The sequence below is a fragment of the Dyadobacter crusticola DSM 16708 genome, from assembly GCF_000701505.1.
Taxonomy (GTDB): Bacteria; Bacteroidota; Bacteroidia; order Cytophagales; family Spirosomataceae; genus Dyadobacter; species Dyadobacter crusticola.
In genome coordinates this window covers 400,470-421,559 of sequence record NZ_KL370787.1, presented here as the reverse complement: position 1 = coordinate 421,559, position 21,090 = coordinate 400,470, and the positions used below count along the sequence as shown (strand labels likewise).

General features: G+C 47.1%; 19 protein-coding genes. 12 read left to right on the top strand and 7 right to left on the bottom strand.

Features of this window, described 5'->3' with window-relative positions; translation table 11 throughout:
• Positions 1 to 89: 89 nt before the first annotated feature.
• The 7 genes from Q369_RS0126570 (at position 90) to Q369_RS0126540 (ending at position 6,021) form a co-directional block, all read left to right on the top strand.
• Positions 90 to 854, top strand: a complete 765-nt coding sequence (locus Q369_RS0126570) for a 3-keto-disaccharide hydrolase (RefSeq protein ID WP_031530745.1) — start codon at positions 90 to 92, stop codon at positions 852 to 854.
• 108 nt (positions 855 to 962) lie between these two features.
• On the top strand, positions 963 to 1,529 hold the full coding sequence (locus tag Q369_RS0126565) for a hypothetical protein (protein ID WP_031530744.1): 567 nt from the start codon (positions 963 to 965) through the stop codon (positions 1,527 to 1,529).
• Positions 1,530 to 1,620: 91 nt separating this feature from the next.
• The gene (locus Q369_RS0126560; RefSeq protein WP_031530743.1) at positions 1,621 to 2,202 is read left to right on the top strand and encodes a hypothetical protein; all 582 of its coding nucleotides are present in this window, start codon (positions 1,621 to 1,623) and stop codon (positions 2,200 to 2,202) included.
• A gap of 133 nt (positions 2,203 to 2,335) precedes the next feature.
• On the top strand, positions 2,336 to 2,488 hold the full coding sequence (locus Q369_RS29215) for a chryseobasin-related MNIO class RiPP peptide (protein WP_157488328.1): 153 nt from the start codon (positions 2,336 to 2,338) through the stop codon (positions 2,486 to 2,488).
• 11 nt (positions 2,489 to 2,499) lie between these two features.
• Positions 2,500 to 3,624, top strand: coding sequence for a multinuclear nonheme iron-dependent oxidase (locus tag Q369_RS0126550; RefSeq protein ID WP_031530742.1), 1,125 nt, complete (start codon positions 2,500 to 2,502; stop codon positions 3,622 to 3,624).
• Positions 3,625 to 3,707: 83 nt separating this feature from the next.
• A complete protein-coding gene (gene glgP / locus Q369_RS0126545; protein WP_031530741.1) occupies positions 3,708 to 5,354 on the top strand; it encodes an alpha-glucan family phosphorylase in 1,647 nt (548 codons plus the stop codon).
• Between the two features lie 82 nt (positions 5,355 to 5,436).
• Entirely contained in the window at positions 5,437 to 6,021 is a 585-nt protein-coding gene (locus Q369_RS0126540) for a Uma2 family endonuclease (RefSeq protein WP_035333851.1), read from the top strand.
• On the opposite strand, the gene Q369_RS0126535 is transcribed toward Q369_RS0126540, so the two are convergent.
• The 4 genes from Q369_RS0126535 to Q369_RS0126515 form a co-directional block, all read right to left on the bottom strand.
• Positions 6,022 to 6,924, bottom strand: coding sequence for an SDR family oxidoreductase (locus Q369_RS0126535; RefSeq protein WP_031530739.1), 903 nt, complete (start codon positions 6,922 to 6,924; stop codon positions 6,022 to 6,024).
• 7 nt (positions 6,925 to 6,931) lie between these two features.
• Complete coding sequence (locus Q369_RS0126530) at positions 6,932 to 7,639, bottom strand: peptidylprolyl isomerase (protein ID WP_031530738.1); 708 nt, start codon at positions 7,637 to 7,639, stop codon at positions 6,932 to 6,934.
• A gap of 5 nt (positions 7,640 to 7,644) precedes the next feature.
• Positions 7,645 to 8,259 (bottom strand): hypothetical protein, encoded by a 615-nt coding sequence (locus tag Q369_RS0126525; RefSeq protein WP_031530737.1) that lies wholly within the window; start codon positions 8,257 to 8,259, stop codon positions 7,645 to 7,647.
• Between the two features lie 95 nt (positions 8,260 to 8,354).
• Positions 8,355 to 9,773 (bottom strand): BamA/TamA family outer membrane protein, encoded by a 1,419-nt coding sequence (locus Q369_RS0126515; RefSeq protein ID WP_031530736.1) that lies wholly within the window; start codon positions 9,771 to 9,773, stop codon positions 8,355 to 8,357.
• Between the two features lie 170 nt (positions 9,774 to 9,943).
• Here Q369_RS0126515 and Q369_RS0126510 point away from each other — a divergent pair, with 170 nt between their 5' ends.
• From Q369_RS0126510 to Q369_RS0126495, 4 genes are all read left to right on the top strand, one after another.
• Positions 9,944 to 10,123: a hypothetical protein gene (locus Q369_RS0126510; protein WP_031530735.1), complete on the top strand. Its 180-nt coding sequence runs from the start codon at positions 9,944 to 9,946 to the stop codon at positions 10,121 to 10,123.
• A gap of 50 nt (positions 10,124 to 10,173) precedes the next feature.
• Entirely contained in the window at positions 10,174 to 13,512 is a 3,339-nt protein-coding gene (locus Q369_RS0126505; protein WP_031530734.1) for a SusC/RagA family TonB-linked outer membrane protein, read from the top strand.
• A 35-nt stretch (positions 13,513 to 13,547) separates the two neighbouring features.
• Complete coding sequence (locus Q369_RS0126500; RefSeq protein WP_031530733.1) at positions 13,548 to 15,260, top strand: SusD/RagB family nutrient-binding outer membrane lipoprotein; 1,713 nt, start codon at positions 13,548 to 13,550, stop codon at positions 15,258 to 15,260.
• 75 nt (positions 15,261 to 15,335) lie between these two features.
• Entirely contained in the window at positions 15,336 to 17,117 is a 1,782-nt protein-coding gene (locus tag Q369_RS0126495) for a purple acid phosphatase family protein (protein ID WP_084165860.1), read from the top strand.
• A gap of 4 nt (positions 17,118 to 17,121) precedes the next feature.
• On the opposite strand, the gene Q369_RS0126490 is transcribed toward Q369_RS0126495, so the two are convergent.
• Positions 17,122 to 18,399: a hypothetical protein gene (locus tag Q369_RS0126490; protein ID WP_031530731.1), complete on the bottom strand. Its 1,278-nt coding sequence runs from the start codon at positions 18,397 to 18,399 to the stop codon at positions 17,122 to 17,124.
• Between the two features lie 138 nt (positions 18,400 to 18,537).
• Between Q369_RS0126490 and Q369_RS0126485 the strand changes: the two genes are divergently transcribed.
• A complete protein-coding gene (locus Q369_RS0126485) occupies positions 18,538 to 19,752 on the top strand; it encodes a DegT/DnrJ/EryC1/StrS family aminotransferase (RefSeq protein ID WP_031530730.1) in 1,215 nt (404 codons plus the stop codon).
• Positions 19,753 to 19,759: 7 nt separating this feature from the next.
• Here the strand turns inward: Q369_RS0126485 and Q369_RS0126480 are convergent, their stop codons facing one another.
• Together Q369_RS0126480 and Q369_RS0126475 are read right to left on the bottom strand one after the other, a co-directional pair.
• Complete coding sequence (locus Q369_RS0126480; RefSeq protein WP_031530729.1) at positions 19,760 to 20,239, bottom strand: hypothetical protein; 480 nt, start codon at positions 20,237 to 20,239, stop codon at positions 19,760 to 19,762.
• Positions 20,229 to 21,011, bottom strand: coding sequence for a hypothetical protein (locus Q369_RS0126475; RefSeq protein ID WP_031530728.1), 783 nt, complete (start codon positions 21,009 to 21,011; stop codon positions 20,229 to 20,231). The genes Q369_RS0126480 and Q369_RS0126475 overlap by 11 nt, the downstream gene beginning before the upstream one ends.
• Positions 21,012 to 21,090: the final 79 nt, after the last annotated feature.

Below are 21,090 nucleotides of genomic sequence, written 5' to 3'. Positions count from 1 at the left end.
GAAACGCGAGCCTGACTGCTTTTGGTATTCGGTGCATACTCGCGCTTTTTCCATCAGTTTTATCTGACCAAAACAGTTTATTTTTAAAAATGAAAAAATTAATTCTTACCGCGTTCAGCCTGGCAACGGCGTTTGCTGCTCATGCACAACTTCAACCTGCCAAACAAACTCCCGAGTCGAGCGAGTTATGGAGCCCGGTTCCCCGTGTTGTGACGCCAGGTAAAAGTTCTTCTGCGGTTTCAGGCTTTACTGCACCCTCAGACGCCATTATTTTATTTGACGGTAAAAATTTGGATGCCTGGGTTTCTGGAAAAGACGGAAAATCAGCTGCTCCGTGGACAGTAGCAGACGGCACGATGACGGTAGCTCCAAAATCAGGAGATATCCAGACCAAACAGACTTTTGGTGACTATCAGCTCCACATTGAATGGCGTACACCGGCGAAAGTGGACGGAAACGGACAGGGACGCGGTAACAGCGGGATCTTTATGCAGGGCATTTACGAGCTGCAGGTACTCGACAGCTACAACAATCCCACTTATTCCAACGGACAGGCAGGTTCAATCTACAAACAAACAATGCCGCTGGTGAATGCATCGGTAGGGCCGGGCGAGTGGCAGACTTATGACGTGGTTTACACTGCGCCGCATTTCAACAAAGATGGACAAATGACGATCCCGCCTTACATTACTGTGATCCACAATGGTGTGTTGGTGCAAAATCATACGATGATCCAGGGTACAACTCCTTACATCGGTCAGCCAACCATTGAGCCACACGGAAAAGGACCAATCAAATTGCAGGACCACAACAATACGACCAGCTTCCGCAATGTCTGGATCCGCGAGTTGTAAGAAATAGCAGGTACAATAATTGCAAAAGGCTTGGACGATTTAAAACATCGTTCAAGCCTTTTTTGTTTTGTAGTTAAATAAAGTAAGTACCCATTACAAGGAGCGATTATGCAGGAGATAGAACCCTACTATAACTGGGAAAAACATTATGTGGCAAGTCACGATGAGCGGTCGCCCTTTTTCGGCAGGACTTACAATCTAGACTACTACGAAAATGCGATTTACGGCTACTATATTCACCCGCTTTGGGATGAAATAGGGTCTGAGACACTGTATGTGAAGATTATTTTCGCCGACTACAAGAAACGGTACGCGGTGATCGAGATGTTCGGTGAATGGAACGACGCGCTTCACAATGATATCATGTTCTTCAAAAGGCAGGTGATAGACCCGCTCGTGGATGAAGGTATCAACCAGTTTATCATGATCGGCGAAAACCTGCTTGACTTCCACGGCGGAGAAGACGATTACTATTCGGAATGGTTTGATGATATTGAAGACGGGTGGATCGCAGCCGTCAATTTCCGGGAGCACGTGGAGGAGCAATGGAAGAAGTTCCGGCTAGACTATTTTATCAATTTCGGCGGCACGCTGCACATCGGCAACTGGCGCACATTGCAGCCGGAGCCATTTTTTGAGCTGGTTAAAAATTTGATGGTTAGAAGGTTAGAGTGAAAGAAAGCAAGTGCATTTGTTTGTAACATCCAAACTCCTTTGTAGCTTACAACGCTAAGTAAATCAACTTTTTACCTTAAACCTGTTAGCAATGGCCGAAAACGACAAACCACTTCCGGAAGATGCAGAAGAATCGCTGGGAACTACAACACAACAAATCAAAGCTACGACCGCAGAAGCAGAAGATGAGATAGTGGAGGAGGCGCAGGAGGAGGAGGCAGCAGCAGATGGGATCGAAACAGAAGTTTATGAAACGACGGACGACCTGAAAGCCGAAGCTGAAATGGCCATTCAAGAAACGAAGGATTCGGTCGCGGAGCTTGAAGAAGAGGCTACCGTCGAAGTGGAGGAGGTAAGAGCGGCGGCAGGGGAGAAGGTAGAAGAAACAGAGCGTAAAGCAGGTGGGATTTATGAAGACTTGACTGAAAAGGCTGCGGACCTGAAAGAAGCGGCAGTTGACAAATATGAAGACTTGAAAGAGGATGCGGAAGAAGCTTTCGAAGAGGCGAAGGAAATAGCTGCTGAGAAACTTGCCGAAGCGAAGGTCAAAGCCGCAGAACTGAAAGCAAAAGCCGAGATAGAGATGGAAGAACTGAGGGAAGCCGCTTCAGAGAAAGTTGCCGAGACCCGGACGAAAGCGAAAGGATTTTGGGCGAAGCTTTTTGGTAAATAGTGAATGTTAAGAGCACAATGTAAAGTGCCCGGTCCAAAGCCGGGCACTTTACATTTAATGTGTTTCGTTTACAACTAATTAGCACAGTTTTTCATCTTGATCAGGTATTCCAATTCACCTTATCAATATTCACATGAAAATCTCAAAACCAGTACTTCAGGCCGTTGCCGTTGCAGTTGCACTGAGCACAATTACCGCTTGCGCCGACATGGATATTAAACCTGAAAAGGATAAAAAAGCGAAGACGCGCACCCTGGATCCTTGCCCGGCCTGCGGAATGGGTTGATCGTTACTCCTATGTCGCAAATATTCTCCACAGTCGCCTGTAACCTCGACGCGCACATTCTGCAAGCGTCTATTCCATTGTTTGAAATGGAGCGAGTGGAGGCTATTGAATGGTCTTTCGATGCGCTCTTCAAAGTGGATGTGATACCGGAATGGTTTACTGATTTTATAAAAGAATTCAGTGACCAGAACAGGCTGATTGGTCACGGCGTTTACTTTTCGCTGTTTTCGGGAAAATGGTCGGCAGAGCAGCAAAAATGGCTGGATCAGCTCAGCAAGCTCTGCGACCAGTTTCAGTTTGATCACATCACGGAGCATTTCGGCTTTATGACCGGTTCTGACTTCCACAAAGGCGCGCCGCTCGGCATTCCCTTCAATGCATCTACATTAGCAATCGGAAAAGACAGGCTGGCGCGCATTCAGAATGCGTGTAATTGTCCGGTTGGATTGGAAAACCTGGCTTTTTCCTATTCACTGGATGAGGTAAAACGGCATGGAGACTTTTTGGCCCAACTGGTGGAAAGTGTCAACGGGTTCATCATCCTCGACCTGCACAACCTGTATTGCCAATGCCATAATTTTGAGCTCGACTTCATCGATTTCCTTTCGTTCTATCCACTTGAACGCGTGCGGGAAATGCATATCTCCGGCGGGAGCTGGGACACACAGATTCCGGGAAGGGTAGTACGGCGCGACACCCACGACGAGGCAGTACCATCGGAAGTATTCGAATACCTCAGGCAGGCAATCCCGCGCTGCCCTAACTTGAAGTTTGTAGTAATGGAGCAGCTGGGCACAGCACTCGATACAGCTGAAAAGCAGGCTGGGTTTCAAAAGGACTTTCTTGAAATGGACCGCATTGTCAAATCCGTCGGAGCAACCCTGCCCGATTCAGTAAAGAACTTTCAGCCTCTTTCACAACAGGTGCAAATTGGCCCGCCGATCGAAGACCTTACTTTGCACCAGCAGCAAATGCAATTGTCGGAAATCCTGGAAAAAGCACGGGACCTGCATGAGGCAAAAAACCTCTTGCTTGCGTCTGACCTCAGCAATACAGACTGGCACATTGAACGTTGGGAGCCGCACATGCTGCAAACAGCGATGAACATTGCGCAGAAATGGAAGGCAGGATTTTGAAATAGGTTGATTAACTTGATGGCACAATTTTGTAATCCGTATACTGCCGGTTCGGCTGTCTATTTTCAACAAAACTCCTAGCAATGGTTAAGTCCACGTTTTCACTCCCTTACAAACATCCTTTTACCCCGGATAATCAATACAAAAAATCAGTTGCATACTTTTCAATGGAATTCGCTGTCGACCAGGCGCTGAAAATCTATTCAGGCGGTCTGGGCTTTCTGGCAGGCTCGCACATGCGCAGCGTATATGCATTGAAGCAGAACCTTATTGGTGTTGGTATGCTCTGGAAGTACGGCTATTACGATCAGGGCCGCGCCAAGGACGGGAGTATGCAACCCGAGTTTCGGGAAAAAATGTATTCCTTTTTGACTGACACAAAGATTCGTTTTCAGATACCGGTAATGGGCAAAAAGGTTTGGGTCGCCGCCTATTATTTGGACCCAGAAGTATTTAAAACTGCTCCAATGTTCCTGCTGACGACAGATACGGATGGAAATGATGATACTACAAGAGCAATCAGCTACTCTTTATACGATGCAGACCCAACCTACAAAGTAGCGCAATGCATGGTGCTGGGGATCGGCGGGGCGAGACTTTTGGAAGAGCTGGGATATGAACCCGAAGTATACCATCTCAATGAAGCCCACGCGGTTTCCGCCGTTTTCTCCTTATATAAAAAGTACGGGAAAGTGGATGAAGTGAAGAAGCGGGTTGTTTTTACAACACATACCCCGGAAGAAGCCGGGAACGAGAAGCACGAGATCGGTTTCCTGGATAAGCTCGGGTTTTTCTCGGGACTGGATCTGGCGACGGTTAAAAAGATCAGCGGGATGAAGGATAATATCTTTAACCATTCGCTGGCAGCCCTGAGTCTGAGCCGGAATGCAAATGGCGTTTCCAAGCTGCACGGCGAAGTGTCGCGCGGAATGTGGAAAGCTTATCCTGGTATTGCTCCGATCGGCCATATTACCAATGCACAAAATAATACGTATTGGGTTGATCCACAGCTGGAACAAGCCAGGATCGATAAGGATACTGACCGGATCGCGGCACGGAAGAAGGAGCTGAAAGCTGTATTGTTCAAAACCGTAGCCAATCAATGCGGAAAGATCTTTGACCCGAACGTACTGACGATTGTGTGGGCCCGCAGGTTTGCAGCCTACAAGCGTCCTGATATGCTTGTTTGGGATATGAGCCGGTTCACGAGAATGATGAACAACATACAGCAGCCGGTGCAGGTGATCTGGGCAGGTAAACCTTATCCGAAAGATGAAGACGCTGTCAATACATTCAACCGGCTTTTCTATCTGAGCCACCTGTATCCTAATCTGGCGGTACTGACAGGTTATGAATTAGCGCTTTCAAAATTGTTGAAAGATGGTTCTGATATTTGGTTAAATACGCCCGTAGTTACCCGCGAAGCTTCGGGCACCAGCGGAATGACAGCGGCAATGAATGCATCACTTAACCTTTCTACATTCGACGGCTGGATTTGTGAATTCGCAAAAGACGGCGAGAACTCATTTTTGCTGCCTGTCGCAAAAGGTGACGGTATTAACAAGCAAGATTGCGACAACCTCATGGAGAAGCTCGAACGCGAGGTGATACCAACCTATTATAATGGTCAGAAAAAGTGGAGAGAAATGGTACTCAACAGCATGAACGACGTGAATGAGCCATTCAATTCCGATAGAATGGCGAGAGAGTATTATGAAAAGTTGTATTAGGCCGCAGGATCATTGGTAAAAATAATTGTGAAGCAGGAACTGTAAATTGCTTTATAAAAACTTCCAGATGTTGAAAATGAACATGCCAGCTATCCTAGAAGGTGGGAATCTGATGAGCGAGGATGAATTCTTCCTGTTCTGTCAGACGAACCTCGACGATACGCTCGATTTTGAGCGCGACAGTGAAGGAAATGTCATCATTATGTCTCCATCTGGAAGTTTTACAGACAATTTTACATCTAATATTCTAATCCACTTTGGCAGTTGGTTGCGGAATGAGAAAATTCCAGGGAAGGTTTTTGGTTCCTCGGCTGGTTTTACACTGCCCAATAGTTCTGTTAGATCGCCTGATGTATCCTGGATTAGGCTGGACAAATGGGATTTGTTGCCGGGAACTGATAAAGAGAAATTCGCACATATATGTCCTGATTTTGTGATCGAGGTACGGTCAAAGTCGGACAGTGTGAAATATCTCAAAAACAAAATGCAGGAATACCTGGAAAATGGTTGTGAACTGGGCTGGCTGATTGATCGATTTAATCAGAAGATCTACGTTTACCAGCCCGGGCAGCCTGTTATAGAACATCACCACTTTGACTTCCACCTTTCAGGAGCACCTTTGTTTCCCAGTTTTGAAATCAATTTGCACGAGATAGAAAACTCGTGACTATCCTATTTGCTGCGCCAGCAATGCAATTCCTTCTTTGAACGAATGCGGTTCGTAGCCTAAAATGCTACGTGATTTACTGAGGTCGAAACCGGTACGCGGCGGGCGGCGGGCGGGCTGGGTGAATGCGAAAGCGTCAGTAGGCGAGATCAATGATTTATCAAGATCAAAGTACTCCGCTGCCATGATCGCCATTTCGAATGGGGTTAAAAAGTCTTTTCCGGAAATATGGAAAATTCCCTCGGCTTCTTTATCTGCGATCAGAAAGCAGCCTGTTGCAAGATCTTCGGCGAGGGTAGGTGTGCGAAACTGGTCTGTTACAACCTGGATACTCTTACCAGCTTCCAATGATTTTTTTACCCAAAGAATGATATTGCTCCGGCTCATATCGTGCGCTATCCCATATACGAGTACTGTTCTGGTGATCGCAAAGCGGATATCCGAGCTGAGTACCGCTTTCTCGGCTGCGTATTTGCTCCAACCGTAAAAGCTGATCGGGTTAGGGAGATCTTCCTCCTTGTACGGTCCTGATGTTCCATCAAAAACAAAGTCCGTAGAAAGATGTTGCAGAAATACATTGTACTGGCGGCAGGCAGTGATCAGGATTTCGACGGCAGTTACATTCAGCTTCCAGCACGCTTCTTTTTCCAGCTCGCATTGATCCACATTGGTCATTGCTGCCGTGTGGATAATTACGTGCGGACGAACTTCTCCCACAATCGCATCTACCTGCGCGGGATCCGTAATATCCATTTCAATGTACCTGTAACCTTCCCGAAATGGCAACCGGTTTGCGCCTTTGGCTGTGGCAATAGTTTCAATGTCAGACTGTCGAACAAGCAGCTCGATCAGCTTTTGTCCCAGCAGTCCATTGGAGCCGGTGATTAAGATTCGTTTTTTCAATGGTAAATCAAGCCTCGTATTTCCAGCCGTATTTTCTGGTGATCTTTTTCTTTTTCATGTTCTTGACAGAAACCTTCATGGCAATATCCTTTTCCGGCCGGTCTCTTTCATTTTTATCAACAGAAGCGATCTTGTCAATCACATCCATTCCATCGATCAATTGACCGAATACGGTGTAAGAACCGTCCAAGTGCGGGGTTCCTCCTACGGTTTCGTATACTTTCCGCTGTGCGTCAGTGAGCTTGCGGGCTGCGCGCGAAGCTTGCTTGTCCAGGTCGTTTTTGCTCCATTTTCGGCCTTCTACTACATAAAACTGACAACCGCTTGATTCTTTCGCTGGATTATTATCACGAGCAGCAGCAAGTGCGCCTTTCTGGTGGAACAATTTCGGACTGAACTCAGCAGGTATCCGATACCCGTTTTCTCCATTGCCCAGGTTATCATCAGGTTTTGCATTCTTCGATTTTGGATCACCGCCCTGGATCATGAAATCGTCAATCACCCGGTGAAAAAGTACGCCGTCGTAAAAGTTTTCCTTGGCAAGCTTGATGAAGTTGGCTTTGTGTTTGGGAGTCTCATCAAACAGGATGAAACGCATTGTCCCTTTATCTGTTTCGATGGTAACTACCTCGTCTTTTTTGGATTTCTTTTGGGCAAATGCATGAACAGAAAGCAGGCATAATGCTGCCAGAATAATCGAATTTTTGGTCTTCATAAACATTAGTTTGCGGCCAGTACGTTTTTGTTTGTTGGGTAAAACTGGAATTTCAACCCGTAATCTTTGCCCTCGGAAACGTCCTCCATATTCACGCGGACGGTTTTTCCATTCCAAACAATTTCCTTAGGCTCCTCTTTGGGGGTATCATAGGTTTTGCTGAAATGACTTTTCCCTGCCCGCCAAAGCTGTTTTGTCGCTTCGGGGCTATTGAGATAAACATCGACTGTAATCCTGTTTACCTTTTTGGTCTTATCAAAAAAATATTGAATATCAATCGTTTCGAGCCTACTTGTTTCAAGCGTATAGCCCAGGTGATCAGGTGTTTCTTCAAACATTTCAAAAGTTTCGGCAGCTTTCACTTTCGCCACCGGATCCCCGAATGCAACTCCTCTCAATACAGTTTGCTCCGAATTGTCAGTGGACCCAAGTATCGTTTCCAAAAGCTCCGACTGGTCACTGTTAAGATCGGGCGCCGACGGCTTTTCCGCAATAACGGAGTCGGTTGCAGCTTCGGTTTTTTCGTTCGTTTTGGTATCGCAGCTAGCCACAGCAATCGCGAAGAGCAGGATAGCGGCCCGGTATGTACAATATTTCATGAGCGTAAACTTAATTTTCATCCAGTTGGGTTAAAGTGAGGTAAAATAGTCGTGCCTTCACCAGGTGATTGGTCTGCCAATGCAATTTAATGATAAATACAAATTCTGAAAACGCGCTAAAATTCTCTTGAAACATTGAAAAAGAACCGGCGTTCGCCTTCTGCATTGAGTGTTACATTGAATCTGGCTACAATATTATAAAAAGTTACCAGGTCGAGCCCCGCTCCGGCACCGTAGAGCATAGAGTTGCCAAGTTTCGTGTTACTGAACTCGGGATAGTTGTTTTTGACATAACCCGCGTCGGCAAAAGTGTTGAGATAAGCCGCAAGCGGAATGGTGTTGAACTGCCTGATCGGAATGAAAGAGAGCTGTTTTTGAAATGAGAACAGCCGGTACTTCAGCTCGTTTTTAACAAGGGCATAATCCTGTCCGTCTACCACGTACAGCTCATATCCACGCACGAGATCGTTCCGGTAGCCGAGCCCGATAGTTTGCATATAAGGTTGTTTCTTGGGGAAAGATACCCTTCCTTTGATGCCGGTGTTGAAGTAGAAATTCTTGCCCAGCGGTAAATATTTCCGGTATGAGCCGTAGAAGTACAGCGTGTTCACATCATCGCCGGGCAGGATACCCAGTTTTGAAACCTGTGCGGAATAGCTCTGGCCCTGCAATGCGTATTGTACATTGTCGCGCTTATCGTAGCTGAAAGTATAGGTAAGCTGCACATATTGCTGCTGTTTCCGCCCGTCGAGCATGTAGTTCGGGTTCAGAATTGCGATAGTATCGGAGATCCGGGACTGGCTCCATCTGAGATCTACCGAATGGAATGCATAGTACTTGTTACGGCGGGTGAGGCTCACGTAAGTATAGAAGCGCCTTCGGTTCACATCCTCGCTGGCGAGGTATTGCAGCTTGTCGTTCCAGGTCCTGAATGCGGTGGTTTTATTAATGGAAAACGAAGTACCTATCGTGATCCCGGTCTTTTGGGCCTTGTCCAGGTAGGGCAGGGTATAAGCAATTTCAAACTTGGGGATAAAGCCGAATTCTGCCAGAAAACGGAGCTTATCGGCGCGCCCGGTTACATTGCCATAACTGAAATAGGCCCCGTACGTTGTTCTCGAAAGATCGCGCTTGCGTTCATACCACCATTCATTGAAATTACGGTCGGCAAGCTGAAATACGGGCAGCGCAATGAGGTACCATCGCTCTTTCACAACGATCACGATATCCGTATGCAGCGAATCGGGATTAGGTTTGGGAAGCAGCTCGACGGTAATAAAAAGGTTGGTATTGATCACCTTGCGCCTGTCAATTTCCAGCTTCTCTCTCAGGAGCGCCGCGGGGATCACGTCACCGGACTTCACCGCCATTTCGCGCAGGATAATGCCGGCGCGTGTTTTATGATTCCCTTCCACGCTCACTTCACCAATCACGATTGTGCCGACACTATCAGTTGCAACCTCTTGTGCGTAAGTTGCTTGTGTGTAAGTGAGTAAAAATAAAATAAGGGAGATGCAGCTTTTGACAGAATTCATCCTTCACAACCGGGTTTCTGTAAAGAAACGATACTTTCCTTGAATATGGTGAAAAATGATTGAAAATAGGCCGTAGCCTAACTTTTACACTCCCGAAAAATAGATCGCATAATCAGTAGTCCTTTCCCGCGCCTTGCCAGTATCCTTGACATACATAACAAGCCAGAACCATGTCACTTTCCCGGGCGGAAATATTGATAGAGAAGCTCATCAGCAACAAGCTTTCAGGGGAAGAGCTTTCTGAACTGCTTGCCGGCATTACCAGCGAAGAGCAGCAACAGGAGTACTCAGATGTTTTGGAAGCCTATTTTAACCAGCTCCTGAAAGAGGGGCAAAAGCAGAAAAAATGATTTTTAAACAAAACGCAACCTATGTTTTTAACCACTACCAACTTAATATTATGAAACCGAAAGCGACTTTGAAAATAGCGGCACGATGTATGCTCGCTCTGCTCTTCTTCTCCGGAACGGACATCTCCGCGTTTGCAACCGGGATCGTGAAAATTGAAAATGACAATGCATTTGCCCGGATCAGGGGAAGAGTTACATCCGCAGTCGACGGGGCTCCGCTGCCAGGTGTGAATGTGCTGATCAAAGGCACACAAATCGGTACTACCACTGACGCCGCCGGTGCTTACACCATTGATGCAGACGGAAGCAATGCGGTACTCGTATTCTCCTATATCGGCTTCAATACCATCGAAATGGAGGTACAGGGAAAAAGTGTAGTGGACGTGGTCCTGGAAGAAAACGTAGCTACATTGCAGGAAGCGGTTGTAACGACAGCTCTTGGTCTTAAAAGAGATGTACGCTCGCTGGGCTATAATGTAGGCAAAGTAGCAGCTAAGGATATCGCCAATGTAGCCAACGAAAACGTACTTACTTCACTGTCTGGCCGTGTTTCTGGTGTCTCTATCAACCAAACAAGCGGCATCGGGTCTTCTATCAGCATTGTTATCAGGGGTGCGGCTTCACTGAAAAACAACCAGCCGCTGTTTGTGGTCGACGGTGTTCCCCTTGCCAACAGCCTTGCCAACGTAAGTGAAAAAGGAAGCGGTAACAAAGTCGATTATGGTAATGCGATTTCTGATATTAACCCTGACGATATCGAAAGTATGTCGGTATTGAAAGGACCAAGTGCAGCAGCACTTTACGGTTCGCGTGCAGGTAACGGGGTAATCCTGATCACCACCAAATCGGGTAAAAAAGGCAAAGGGTTGGGTGTTTCTTTTTCAACTTCCAATGTTTTCGAAAAACCATACCGCTATCTCGACCTGCATTATAAGTACGCAAACGGGGAAAGGCCTTTCCAGCTTGACGAATCTTCCGCTTACTGGGGCGGCTTGCCGCTGGATCAAGGCATTAAGGAAGTGCAATGGAATAGTCCGCTGGATGCAAACGGGCAGCCGATCCCGACTGAGCTGAGATCATACAAGGACAACATGAAGAACTTCCTGCAAACAGGTATCACTTCGACCAATAACCTCACTGTTTCAGGTTCTACGGACAAATCTACTTACCGGGTTTCTTACAACAACATGAGCAATCGCGGACTGATCCCGAATTCGGACCTTTACCGAAATTCATTGTCAGTGGCAGGAACGTTTGATATGCACAAGAATCTGAAATTGAGCACCAATGTCAATTTTGTAAGATCCAACTCCAACAGCCGCCCACAGACATCTGAACGTGACGGAAACCCGCTGCAGGCAGTATATTACTCCCCAAGTTACAATATCGATGACCTGAAAGGTGTCTGGAAGCCGGGATTGGAGCAGATCGAGCAGCTCACTGTGGCAAAAGGCGAGACAGACAATCCTTACTTTCTTGCGAAGTATCTGACGAATGCGTATACACGTGACCGTTTATACGGAAACTTAAAGCTGGATTGGACCATTGCGCCTGGCCTGACTGCATTCGTTCGCTATTCACATGATATGTATGACGAAGACCGTGAGACGAAAATTCCTTGGAGCTACAAAAGCATGGCGAAGGGTGGTTACTACCTCGAAAACATAGGTCGCAACGAAGGTAATGCTGATTTCTTGATCACCAAATCAATTAAAACTGCCGGGTTCGACATCAGTATTTCGGGTGGTGGTAACATGATGAAGCAGCATGGTAACAGTTCCAACCTGGGCGGCCGTGATCTGTCTGTCCCCGGATTATACAACATCTCCAATATTCCTGTGGGAAACCGGATTGTAGGAAACGGAAGCTACAAGAAGGCGATTTACAGTTTGTACGCACTGAGTTCTATCGGGTTCAAAAACCAGCTTTACCTGGATTTGACTGCCCGCAACGACTGGTCAAGTACATTGCCTGAGAGCAACCGCTCATACTTCTATCCTTCTGCTTCTTTGAGCTGGCTGGCGAGCACAACATTTAATATGCCTTCTTATGTGTCTCTTTTGAAACTCCGCGGAGGCTGGGCGCAAGTGGGTAATGATACCGATCCTTATCAGCTCTATCCAAATCTCGGCACAGGAAACTGGGGAGATCTGGTAACCGCTAATCTGGGCGATGTTTTGTTGAACCCGACATTGTTGCCGGAGATAGCAACATCTACCGAGGGAGGTATTGATTTTAATCTGTTCGACAACCGCCTTCGTTTTGACCTTACCTACTACGACCGCGCCAATACAAACCAGATTTTCAGCGTACCAATGGCCCCTTCTACGGGTTACGCCAGCAAGAATATCAATGCAGGAAAGCTGGTGAGCCGCGGCTGGGAAATCGGATTGGGCGGTACGCCTATCAATAACCTGAATGGTTGGAGCCTGGATCTGAATGCGAATTTCAGCCGCAACCGCGTGACTGTTAAAGAACTTGCTCCTAACTTCCCTTACTTCGAGCAATGGAGTGAAAACGGCGCAGGTGCCTATACTTACGTAGGTGAGCAGATCGGTAACATTTACAGCCGCGGGCATGTAACAGTAACAGATCCGAAGTCGCCCTACTACCGCTGGCCGATTATTGATTATAATGGTGAGAAGGGTGATATGGACTGGCAGAGAGCCGGCGGGCGCGAGACCAACGTGAAGGTTGGAAATTATAACCCCGATTTCCTGCTCGGAGCGCAAGCGACGCTTTCTTATAAAAGATTTTCACTCGGCCTGAGCTTTGACTGGCGCCAGGGAGGAGAGTTTATGTCATTTACTTATCGTTATGGAGAATCAGACTGGAAATCACAACGCCAGATCGACAACCTGATCCCGGGAGGCCTGTACAGTCCTGATGAGCTGGTAGCCCTGCTGAAATCCGACCCCGAGAAATACATTATCCCGCAGAACGGTAACTTCCCTCGCGTAGGGGGGCACACAGCAGCTACCGGCGGTTTCGGGGAAGATGGTGACGGGGTATTCATCCCGGGAGTATGGAAAGACAAAGATGGTAACTACCACGAGTGGCTAGGCGGCCCAGGCACGAAAACAATGCCGATCACCAATGCCTACCCATGGGATTACAACCAACAGATCACATTCGATGCTTCTTTTGTGAAATTGAGAGAAGTAACATTGAATTACAAAATTCCTGTACTATTCGGTACAATCCGCAACGCGAACTTTTCTGTTTATACAAGAAACATCATGTTGTGGACAGCCGCGAACATCGGTATTGATCCCGAAAGAGCATTCTGGGCTGATCCTAACAGGGGCGGATTCCGCCAGGGAATTGAGCGGCAGAATGTAATGCCATGGACCATTCCATTCGGTTTCAAGCTTAATTTCGACTTTTAACGTTCAAACGCTTATTCATACTTAATCATAAAGCGATGAAGATTTTTAAATATATACCTCAAATAGCATTCATGATCATGCTGCTGGCGGTGACTTCCTGTAACGAGTCACTTACAGAAATCAATGAAAATCCCAATGGGATAGATCCCAACAGCGCCAATCCGAACCTGCTCATGCCGACCGTCATGACGGGCGTTGCCAACCAGTACCTTGGGTTGGGATACGGCCGCATCGCCGGTGTAGTTCAGCACACGCAGGAAGATGCCTGGAAGAATAGTTTTAACGACTACGACTGGTCGGAAGAAGATTCTGAGTGGACTGCGTGGTACGGCTTTCTCCGCAACAATAACCTGCTTTACAAAAGGGCAGTTGAGACAAACTCAAAGTTCCATCAGGCGGTGGCCCTTACTATGAAGTCCTTTATTTTTGGGACTATCGCCGATCTCTGGGGCGACGCGCCTTACACGAATGCACTTAAAGGTGACGAGGGCGAAATGCTTCCTGCATTTGATAGCCAGGAGGTGATTTATAAAGGTATTATTGAAGATTTGAAAACAGCTTCTGCCATGTTCGCAACCGGCGACGCGGGTACCTATGCCCCGGGTTATGACGTGTATTTCAATGGTAATACCCAAAAGTGGCAGAAGTTTGCGAATACATTGTTGCTGCGTTATTATATGCGGGTTTCGTCCAAGCTTCCTGATTTAGCAAAGGCCGGAGTAGAGTCAGTTTATGCTTCGGGGATTTATATCAAAGAGGCTGGCGATGATGTGGTGATGGAATTTATCGGGACGGACAAAGGCAATTCCTGGCCCAATGCAGTTGCTTACGATGTAAGTGAGTCTAACTGGCGGAGAAGAAGACCGGCAGCTACATTGATGAACAACCTGCTGACTAACAGTGATCCGCGTTTGAAAGTGTGGTTTCTTCCGGTTCACGTCAGATGGGTTGCAGATCCGACACTTGCGACCGGAATGGATGAGTTTATTCGTAAAAACGGTGTGATCCAAACTGGCGTAAAATCGCTTACCGAGCAGGAATTGAAAGCAGGTATCGCAGCCGGAAACAAGTATACCCGCCATTTTAACCCAAATACCTACAAACCAACGCGTCCCGATTTCTTCAATGGGCCGCTTAACACCGCTGAGTATGTTGGCGTTCCTACAAGTATGAAAGATCCGACTTACTTCAATGAAAACCCGACGACCGGACAGCAGGTACAAAATCAGCATGCGTCGCAACTGAGCTATACTTACCAGGGCCAAAAAGGAGGAATACTCAAAGCGAGACTGGCCTCTGCTTCCGAAACTTCATTTATCCTGGCCGAAGCAGCGCAGAAAGGCTGGGCAGCCGGGGGAGCAGAAATGCATTACAATAATGCAATCAAGCAGTCGCTGCAAACCTGGGGCGTTGAAAACCAGTATGACGCCTTTATCAAAAACGTAGCCTACAAAGGGACTTTAGCTCAGATCATCGAGCAGAAGTGGGTGGCCAGCTGGACAATGGCAACCGAAGCCTGGTTTGATTTCAGAAGAACCGGCTTACCGGCGCTCGTTACAGGTGAGCAACCTTCGGCCCGCGCACTTCCATTGCGTTTCATTTATAGTAACAACGAATTGAACAACAATGGCGCGAGCGTAAAAAGTGCTATCGAAAAGCTGGAAGAAACAACTTTCTCTGGTGCTCGTAAAAAGAACAGCCAGTGGTCCAAACCGTGGCTGGTACAAGGAACCGGAAAACCCTGGTAATTGAAAATTGTTGAACGTAAATAGACTTAAACCGGGGCCGTCGCGTCGACAGCTCCGGTTTTATTTTGGTAAAAAATGAAAACAAAACTAGTTGGAGCAGCGCTAATGCTCACTTTTTGCGTTCTCGCTGCTTCCTGCAAAACAGAACAGGCGGTGCGGGAGGGGTCGGTGAAGGAGGTTGTTGACAATGCAGTAACCCGGCTTTATAAAACACTCACACCTGCGCAACTCGATACGATCTCAGAAAAGTACATACTCAATTTTTTAGATAAAGCTGATAAGGAGATCCTTGCCCGGACCTTCTGGACGTTCCAGGTCAATGTGCCGGTCACCGTATCCATCATGCGGCATGTAAATCAGAAAGTTGTTCCGTTCTGGCTGCCGGAAAGTGGTTTTAAGAAAACTGACCTGCTGGTTAAGAATGAAGAGTATACCTACGAAGTCTGGCAAAAAGACTTTGACAAGGGAGAAGTCGGCCTGGGAATCAATGGTTTTGATGAGCACCGGCCTGTTTACTTTGTGAGCGTTGGACCACAGAATAAGTCAGATAAGCTGGAAGTTGCCGACGTGAAACCTTCGCAATATGCGTTGAGCACGATGAAAGCAGGTGCATTTACGTATCACGATTGGGACGGGTTGACGTTGACCGAAGTGCCGACTGAGCTCACTGGCCAGGTACTATTTACAACCGTGCGCGGCAGAGCGCGGGAGGCGCATTTGGTAAATGCATTCCGAAGTACAAAAACGCCTTCGTCTGAGCAGCCCGACCAGGTGCTGCTCACATGGAGCGGTGATCCCGGAACTACCCTGGATATCCAGTGGCGGGCAAGCGCAAAAACTAAACACGGAAGGGTGAAATATTGGCTTCCCGGCAGCAGTGACACGCTCTTTGCTGATGCAGCAGTATTCAAAATGGAAGATCGTCTGCTGCAAAATGATCGGTTTGTTAACCGGTTTACTGCAAAACTAAAAGACTTGAAACCGGGCAGTACCTACCAGTATGCATTAAGAACGGACGAAAAAAGCTGGGTAGAACAAGCTTCATTCGAAACTGCAGGAGCAAAAAGCGAGGGTTTCTCATTTGTTTGGTTTGGCGACACGCACTATTCGCCCATTTGGGGCGCGATGGCGCAGAAAGCTTTGCAGAGGCACCCGAAAACTGCATTTTTCTCGATTGCGGGAGATCTGGTCAGCACGGGCCTGCATCGTGACGAATGGGACCACCTCTGGAATTACTCCAAGGGTACTTTTACCACAAAGCCGCTGATGCCGGTACCTGGAAATCACGACAGCCAGGACGGACTTGGTGCATGGATGTACAAGGAAATGTTTAGTCTGCCTGAAAACGGGCCGGCAGGACAGCCTTCTGAAATGACCTATTCATTTGAATACCAAAATGCATTGTTCCTGATGCTGGATGCAACATTGTCTGTTCCCGGCCAGAGCGCTTGGGTGGAAGCGCAGCTGAAAAAAAGCACTGCAAAATGGAAGTTCGTCATGTTCCATTTCCCGCCCTACAACTTGGAAGAACCTTATGAGGAGATTATGCGTGAATGGTGTACGCTATTTGATAAATACCACGTGGATATGGTCATGAATGGACACATGCATTACTACCTCCGGACTAAGCCGATGAATGCAGGAAAGCCGGTCGCCAGTCCGGCGGAAGGAACGATTTACACGATGTCTATCAGCATTCCGGGTAAACAGGAGCAGTGGCCTGATGAAAGTTATGCGGCTGTGCGCTACAAGGATGGACCTCTATATCAGCATATTTCGATAAAAGGTGGGGAGCTGCATTACCAGTGCCTTGATCCCGCCGGGACGCTGAAAGATGAGTTGATAATCCGTAAATAGTCGCTCAGAAGCGGCTTTGTGCTCCGTGAAGTGCTTCATGAGAACTGATTGCAAGTGCAGTCAGAATAGCCAGGAATGCCAGGAAGAAGAGAAGATGCACAGTCCAGCGCCTGACATTCAGTCCCCGGTCAGAGAACATCGGACGGGGTTTTTTGATCAGCCACGCAACTGCGGCTAAATTCACGGGGTATAGATATTGTTCGATCCTGTGAAGGCTCATGAATGCACCGGTAATCAGCATGCTGAAAACGATGAACAGTGCGAAATAGGAGAGGTAGAGCTGGTACAAGCTTGTTTCGCCAAGTTTCGATAATCCGGGTTTGTTGAAATACAAGTAAATCCAGTAGGTAGCAAAGGCCGGAACAAGCAGTAATGCAGTCCACTGTATCGTTTGAACAATGAATGCTGCGTCAGCTACCGGGTCAATGGCAACAGTTGTTTGCGTGAGCCGCTCGGTTTCAAATGATTGATCCCAGACAATCAGCGGAATAAAAAGTACTAACAACAGAAGCGGTGCGATTGCCGCATTGCGATCTGAATCACTGTTTCCGGTTTCCCATTTGGAAGTGAAAGTCCCGTAGGCCATTCCGATTCCGCCAAAGAAGCCGATCGAATACTCCATCACATTCCAGAAGTTAAATCCGATTTCGGCCGCGTTTCCCATTACCTGTAAAAAATTCCCAAAGGCAAACCCGAACCCGGCTCCGAACCCAGCCATGATTGCTACCCTTAATGCAGAATACTGCCTGTTTCGCAGCATATACCAGAAAAGCGCGACCACTATACCGAAGCACGCAGCCCAGGCTTCTGAGCGGGGCGGTGTCATGAGCCAGCCCATTTCTTCTATCAAAAAGTAGTAAAACAGGATTGCGCCTGCGACCATTTCGACTATGAGTTGCGGCCATTTGACGGGGTTAGCGCGGGTGGAGGCGAGTGTCAGACCGAAGAGACTGCCGCCGATTACGCCGAAAAGTCCTCCTATGACAAACAGCATGAGCAAACCATAATACACATTGCCGAAATCCAGCCCGCGACCGTAACCTACTACCATTCCGTAGCTGATAATCCCGCCCACGCCCCAGCCAACTGCCGAAGCGAGCGTGACTTGCAATGCTTTGGCGTACCAGTCTTTTCGTTTTGAAAGTAAAACAATGCTCAACCCGCCGATACCCGCTGCCCAGGCTGCACCTTGTTCATGACCGAATTGCCCGCGAACAGCCCAGGCAGTTCCAAAAGACAAACCTGCGACGAGCAGCGCCAGCAAACGAGGTCGGTTGTTCATAGTTCGGGATTTGAGAATTTGTTTGAAAAATACTGGTATGCCGGTGAATCGGACTATCCTGCCTGTCACAAAACTGGAGTAGCCCAAAAAGGAGATCAGCTAGTATATTATTTGATAAAATGAGTAACAGACACCATTATGAGCGAACAACTGGCGATCCACGGCGGTCCGAAATCCATTGATAAAGTTTTTAACTGGCCTGTTTACGATGAGCAGGAGGTAAATGCAGTGAAGGAGATTGTTGCTAGCGGGAAATGGGGAAACCCGGATTGCGGGGATGCAGTGGCCCGGTTTGAAGCGGAATTTGCAGCTTATTGTGGTAGTAAATATGCGATCACCTGTGTCAATGGTTCGGTTTCGTTGCGCCTTGCATTGATTGCATGCGGCGTGAAGCCCGGAGATGAAGTGATCGTTCCTCCTTATACGTTCATTACAACAGCCTCCTCCGTTATTGAATGTAACTGCGTACCCGTTTTTGCGGACATCGATCCCGACACTTATAACATTAGCCCGACTGCGATTGAAGCCGCGATTACCGAACGGACAAAGGTAATTATCCCGGTGCATTTCGGTGGGCTGGCCTGCGATATGGACGCGATTATGGAGATCGCTGAGCGGCACAATTTGAGAGTCATTGAAGACGCCGCCCACGCGCACGGCGCGGAATACAAAGGTAAAAAGTTGGGCTCTATCGGGCATGTAGGCAGTTTCAGTTTTCAATCTTCCAAAAACCTGACTGCCGGCGAGGGTGGCATTGTGATCACGGATGACGATGCGCTTTACGCAATGATGCATTCGCTGCGAAATGCGGGACGGATTGAAGGCGGGCAATGGTATGATCACTACAATCCTGGCTGTAATTATCGGATCACGCAAATGCAGGCGGTGTTGCTCTCGGCCCAGCTGAAAAGACTGGAAGCACAAACCCGAAGGCGCAACGAGAATGGGATGTATCTCAATTCATTGTTGGAAAGAGTGACCGGTATCCAGCCTTTGACACGTGACGAGCATATCACTTTGCATTGCTATCATATTTATATTTTCAAATATGATGCTGCCGGTTTCGGCGGATTGTCTAAAAACGAATTCGCTGAAATGCTCGCTGCGGAAGGTGTGCCTTGTTTCAAAGGTTATCCGCACCCGCTGTACAGGCAGCCACTTTTCCAGAACAAGAATTTCATGTGTTACGCCATTCCCGAGTATGTTGATTACACAACAGTCCATTGCCCGGTAGCAGAACAAGCTTGCAGCACAGACGCAGTCTGGATCCTGCAGCATGCCATGTTAGGAGAAAAAGAGGATATGGAGCGGTTTGTGAATGCGATTTTGAAGATACAGCGGGCAGCTGTTTAGGATAGTCTCATAGATCAAGTATGCCAAAGGCCTCATTATACGGAATTGCTAAATCCAGAAATTGAAAATGTGGGTTTAACTCTCGCTGAAGCAAACTATATATTTTCTTGCTTTCGGTATCAGAAGAAAGGAAATAGTCAACTGTTGAATTAAGGTCAGCTTGCGCAAAGAGCTTTGTGTCATTTGGGATAATGCGTCTCTCTTTGATTTGTAAAAGTCCCCTGTTTTTAAAAATCAATCTCGCAAACTCACTTGTCCTTAGTGCGTGATCCAAGTTATACGGAACAACCTGCAAGTTTCTCATGGGCAAGTCGTGAACATCTCCACCTACACAGTATTCTGCGATAGCGATGGTACTGATAAGTAAGCCGAAATCATTTTTAGTCAGGTACTTGAAGTAGCCTTTCGCATTCAAGTGCAGCGGGTCTTGCTTGTCTAAGAGCCTTATGAAGAAACTTGTGTCGCAGAATACTCCTCTACATTTCATAGTTTCCGCGAATTTGTTCTAGCCAATTATTCTTATCACCTACGTGAGACCAGTTTGCTGAGGCTCTGTCAATCAGGCCGTTTAGGTAAGCTTCGTCGTATTTGGGCTGATAGTTTACCAGCTCAATAAATTTCAAGCTTGAAGTATCAATTTCGCCCGTTTCTGAATGCTGCTTTCCTGAAGCTCTTACCCCAAATGTTTTATACAGCAAATTGTCGGAATACTGTTCGAGGAAGCTTATGGGTATTTGCACACGTAATGTGCCGAGATCTTCGGTATACAAGTGAATATTAGCTTTATCCTTGCCTCCCGCATTGGTTAGTTTGCCATAAAAGTAGAATTCAGCGTCCGCCCAAATGGATTCTGAACGCGTATAGCTGGTGTGCCGGTTAATCAAGAGCTGGTTAGAGTTTGGCATGGAGGTTTTTATAGTAAATCTATAATCATGTTTTTTTGCAAGATCCTGGAAGTTCTCTATAGCCCGCGCTGTTGCAAGGTCAAGAAAGTCGATGCTATTCATCTGACTTATCTGCGCTATTACTGCATTAAGACCAACTATGTACTGGATAGAAGTTTTAAATACGTGCGTCACGGAGCCTCCCTCAATCTTATAGCTGATAATTGGACGTTCCTTCTTCTCGAACGGAACCAGAAGATCTTCTACATTTTCAAGAACTGAAATAATTTCCCGGATATCATAATTGTCTGGTGACAATTCGAGATTACCCTTTGACCCGGTTATATTTATCTGTATTTGACCCACGTTTTCCATTACATAAAAGTAGCCAAAATAAGCATGTTATAGAATTGTTTGCACCTATATATGCCCATCCTACTTCGATGTTCAGAAA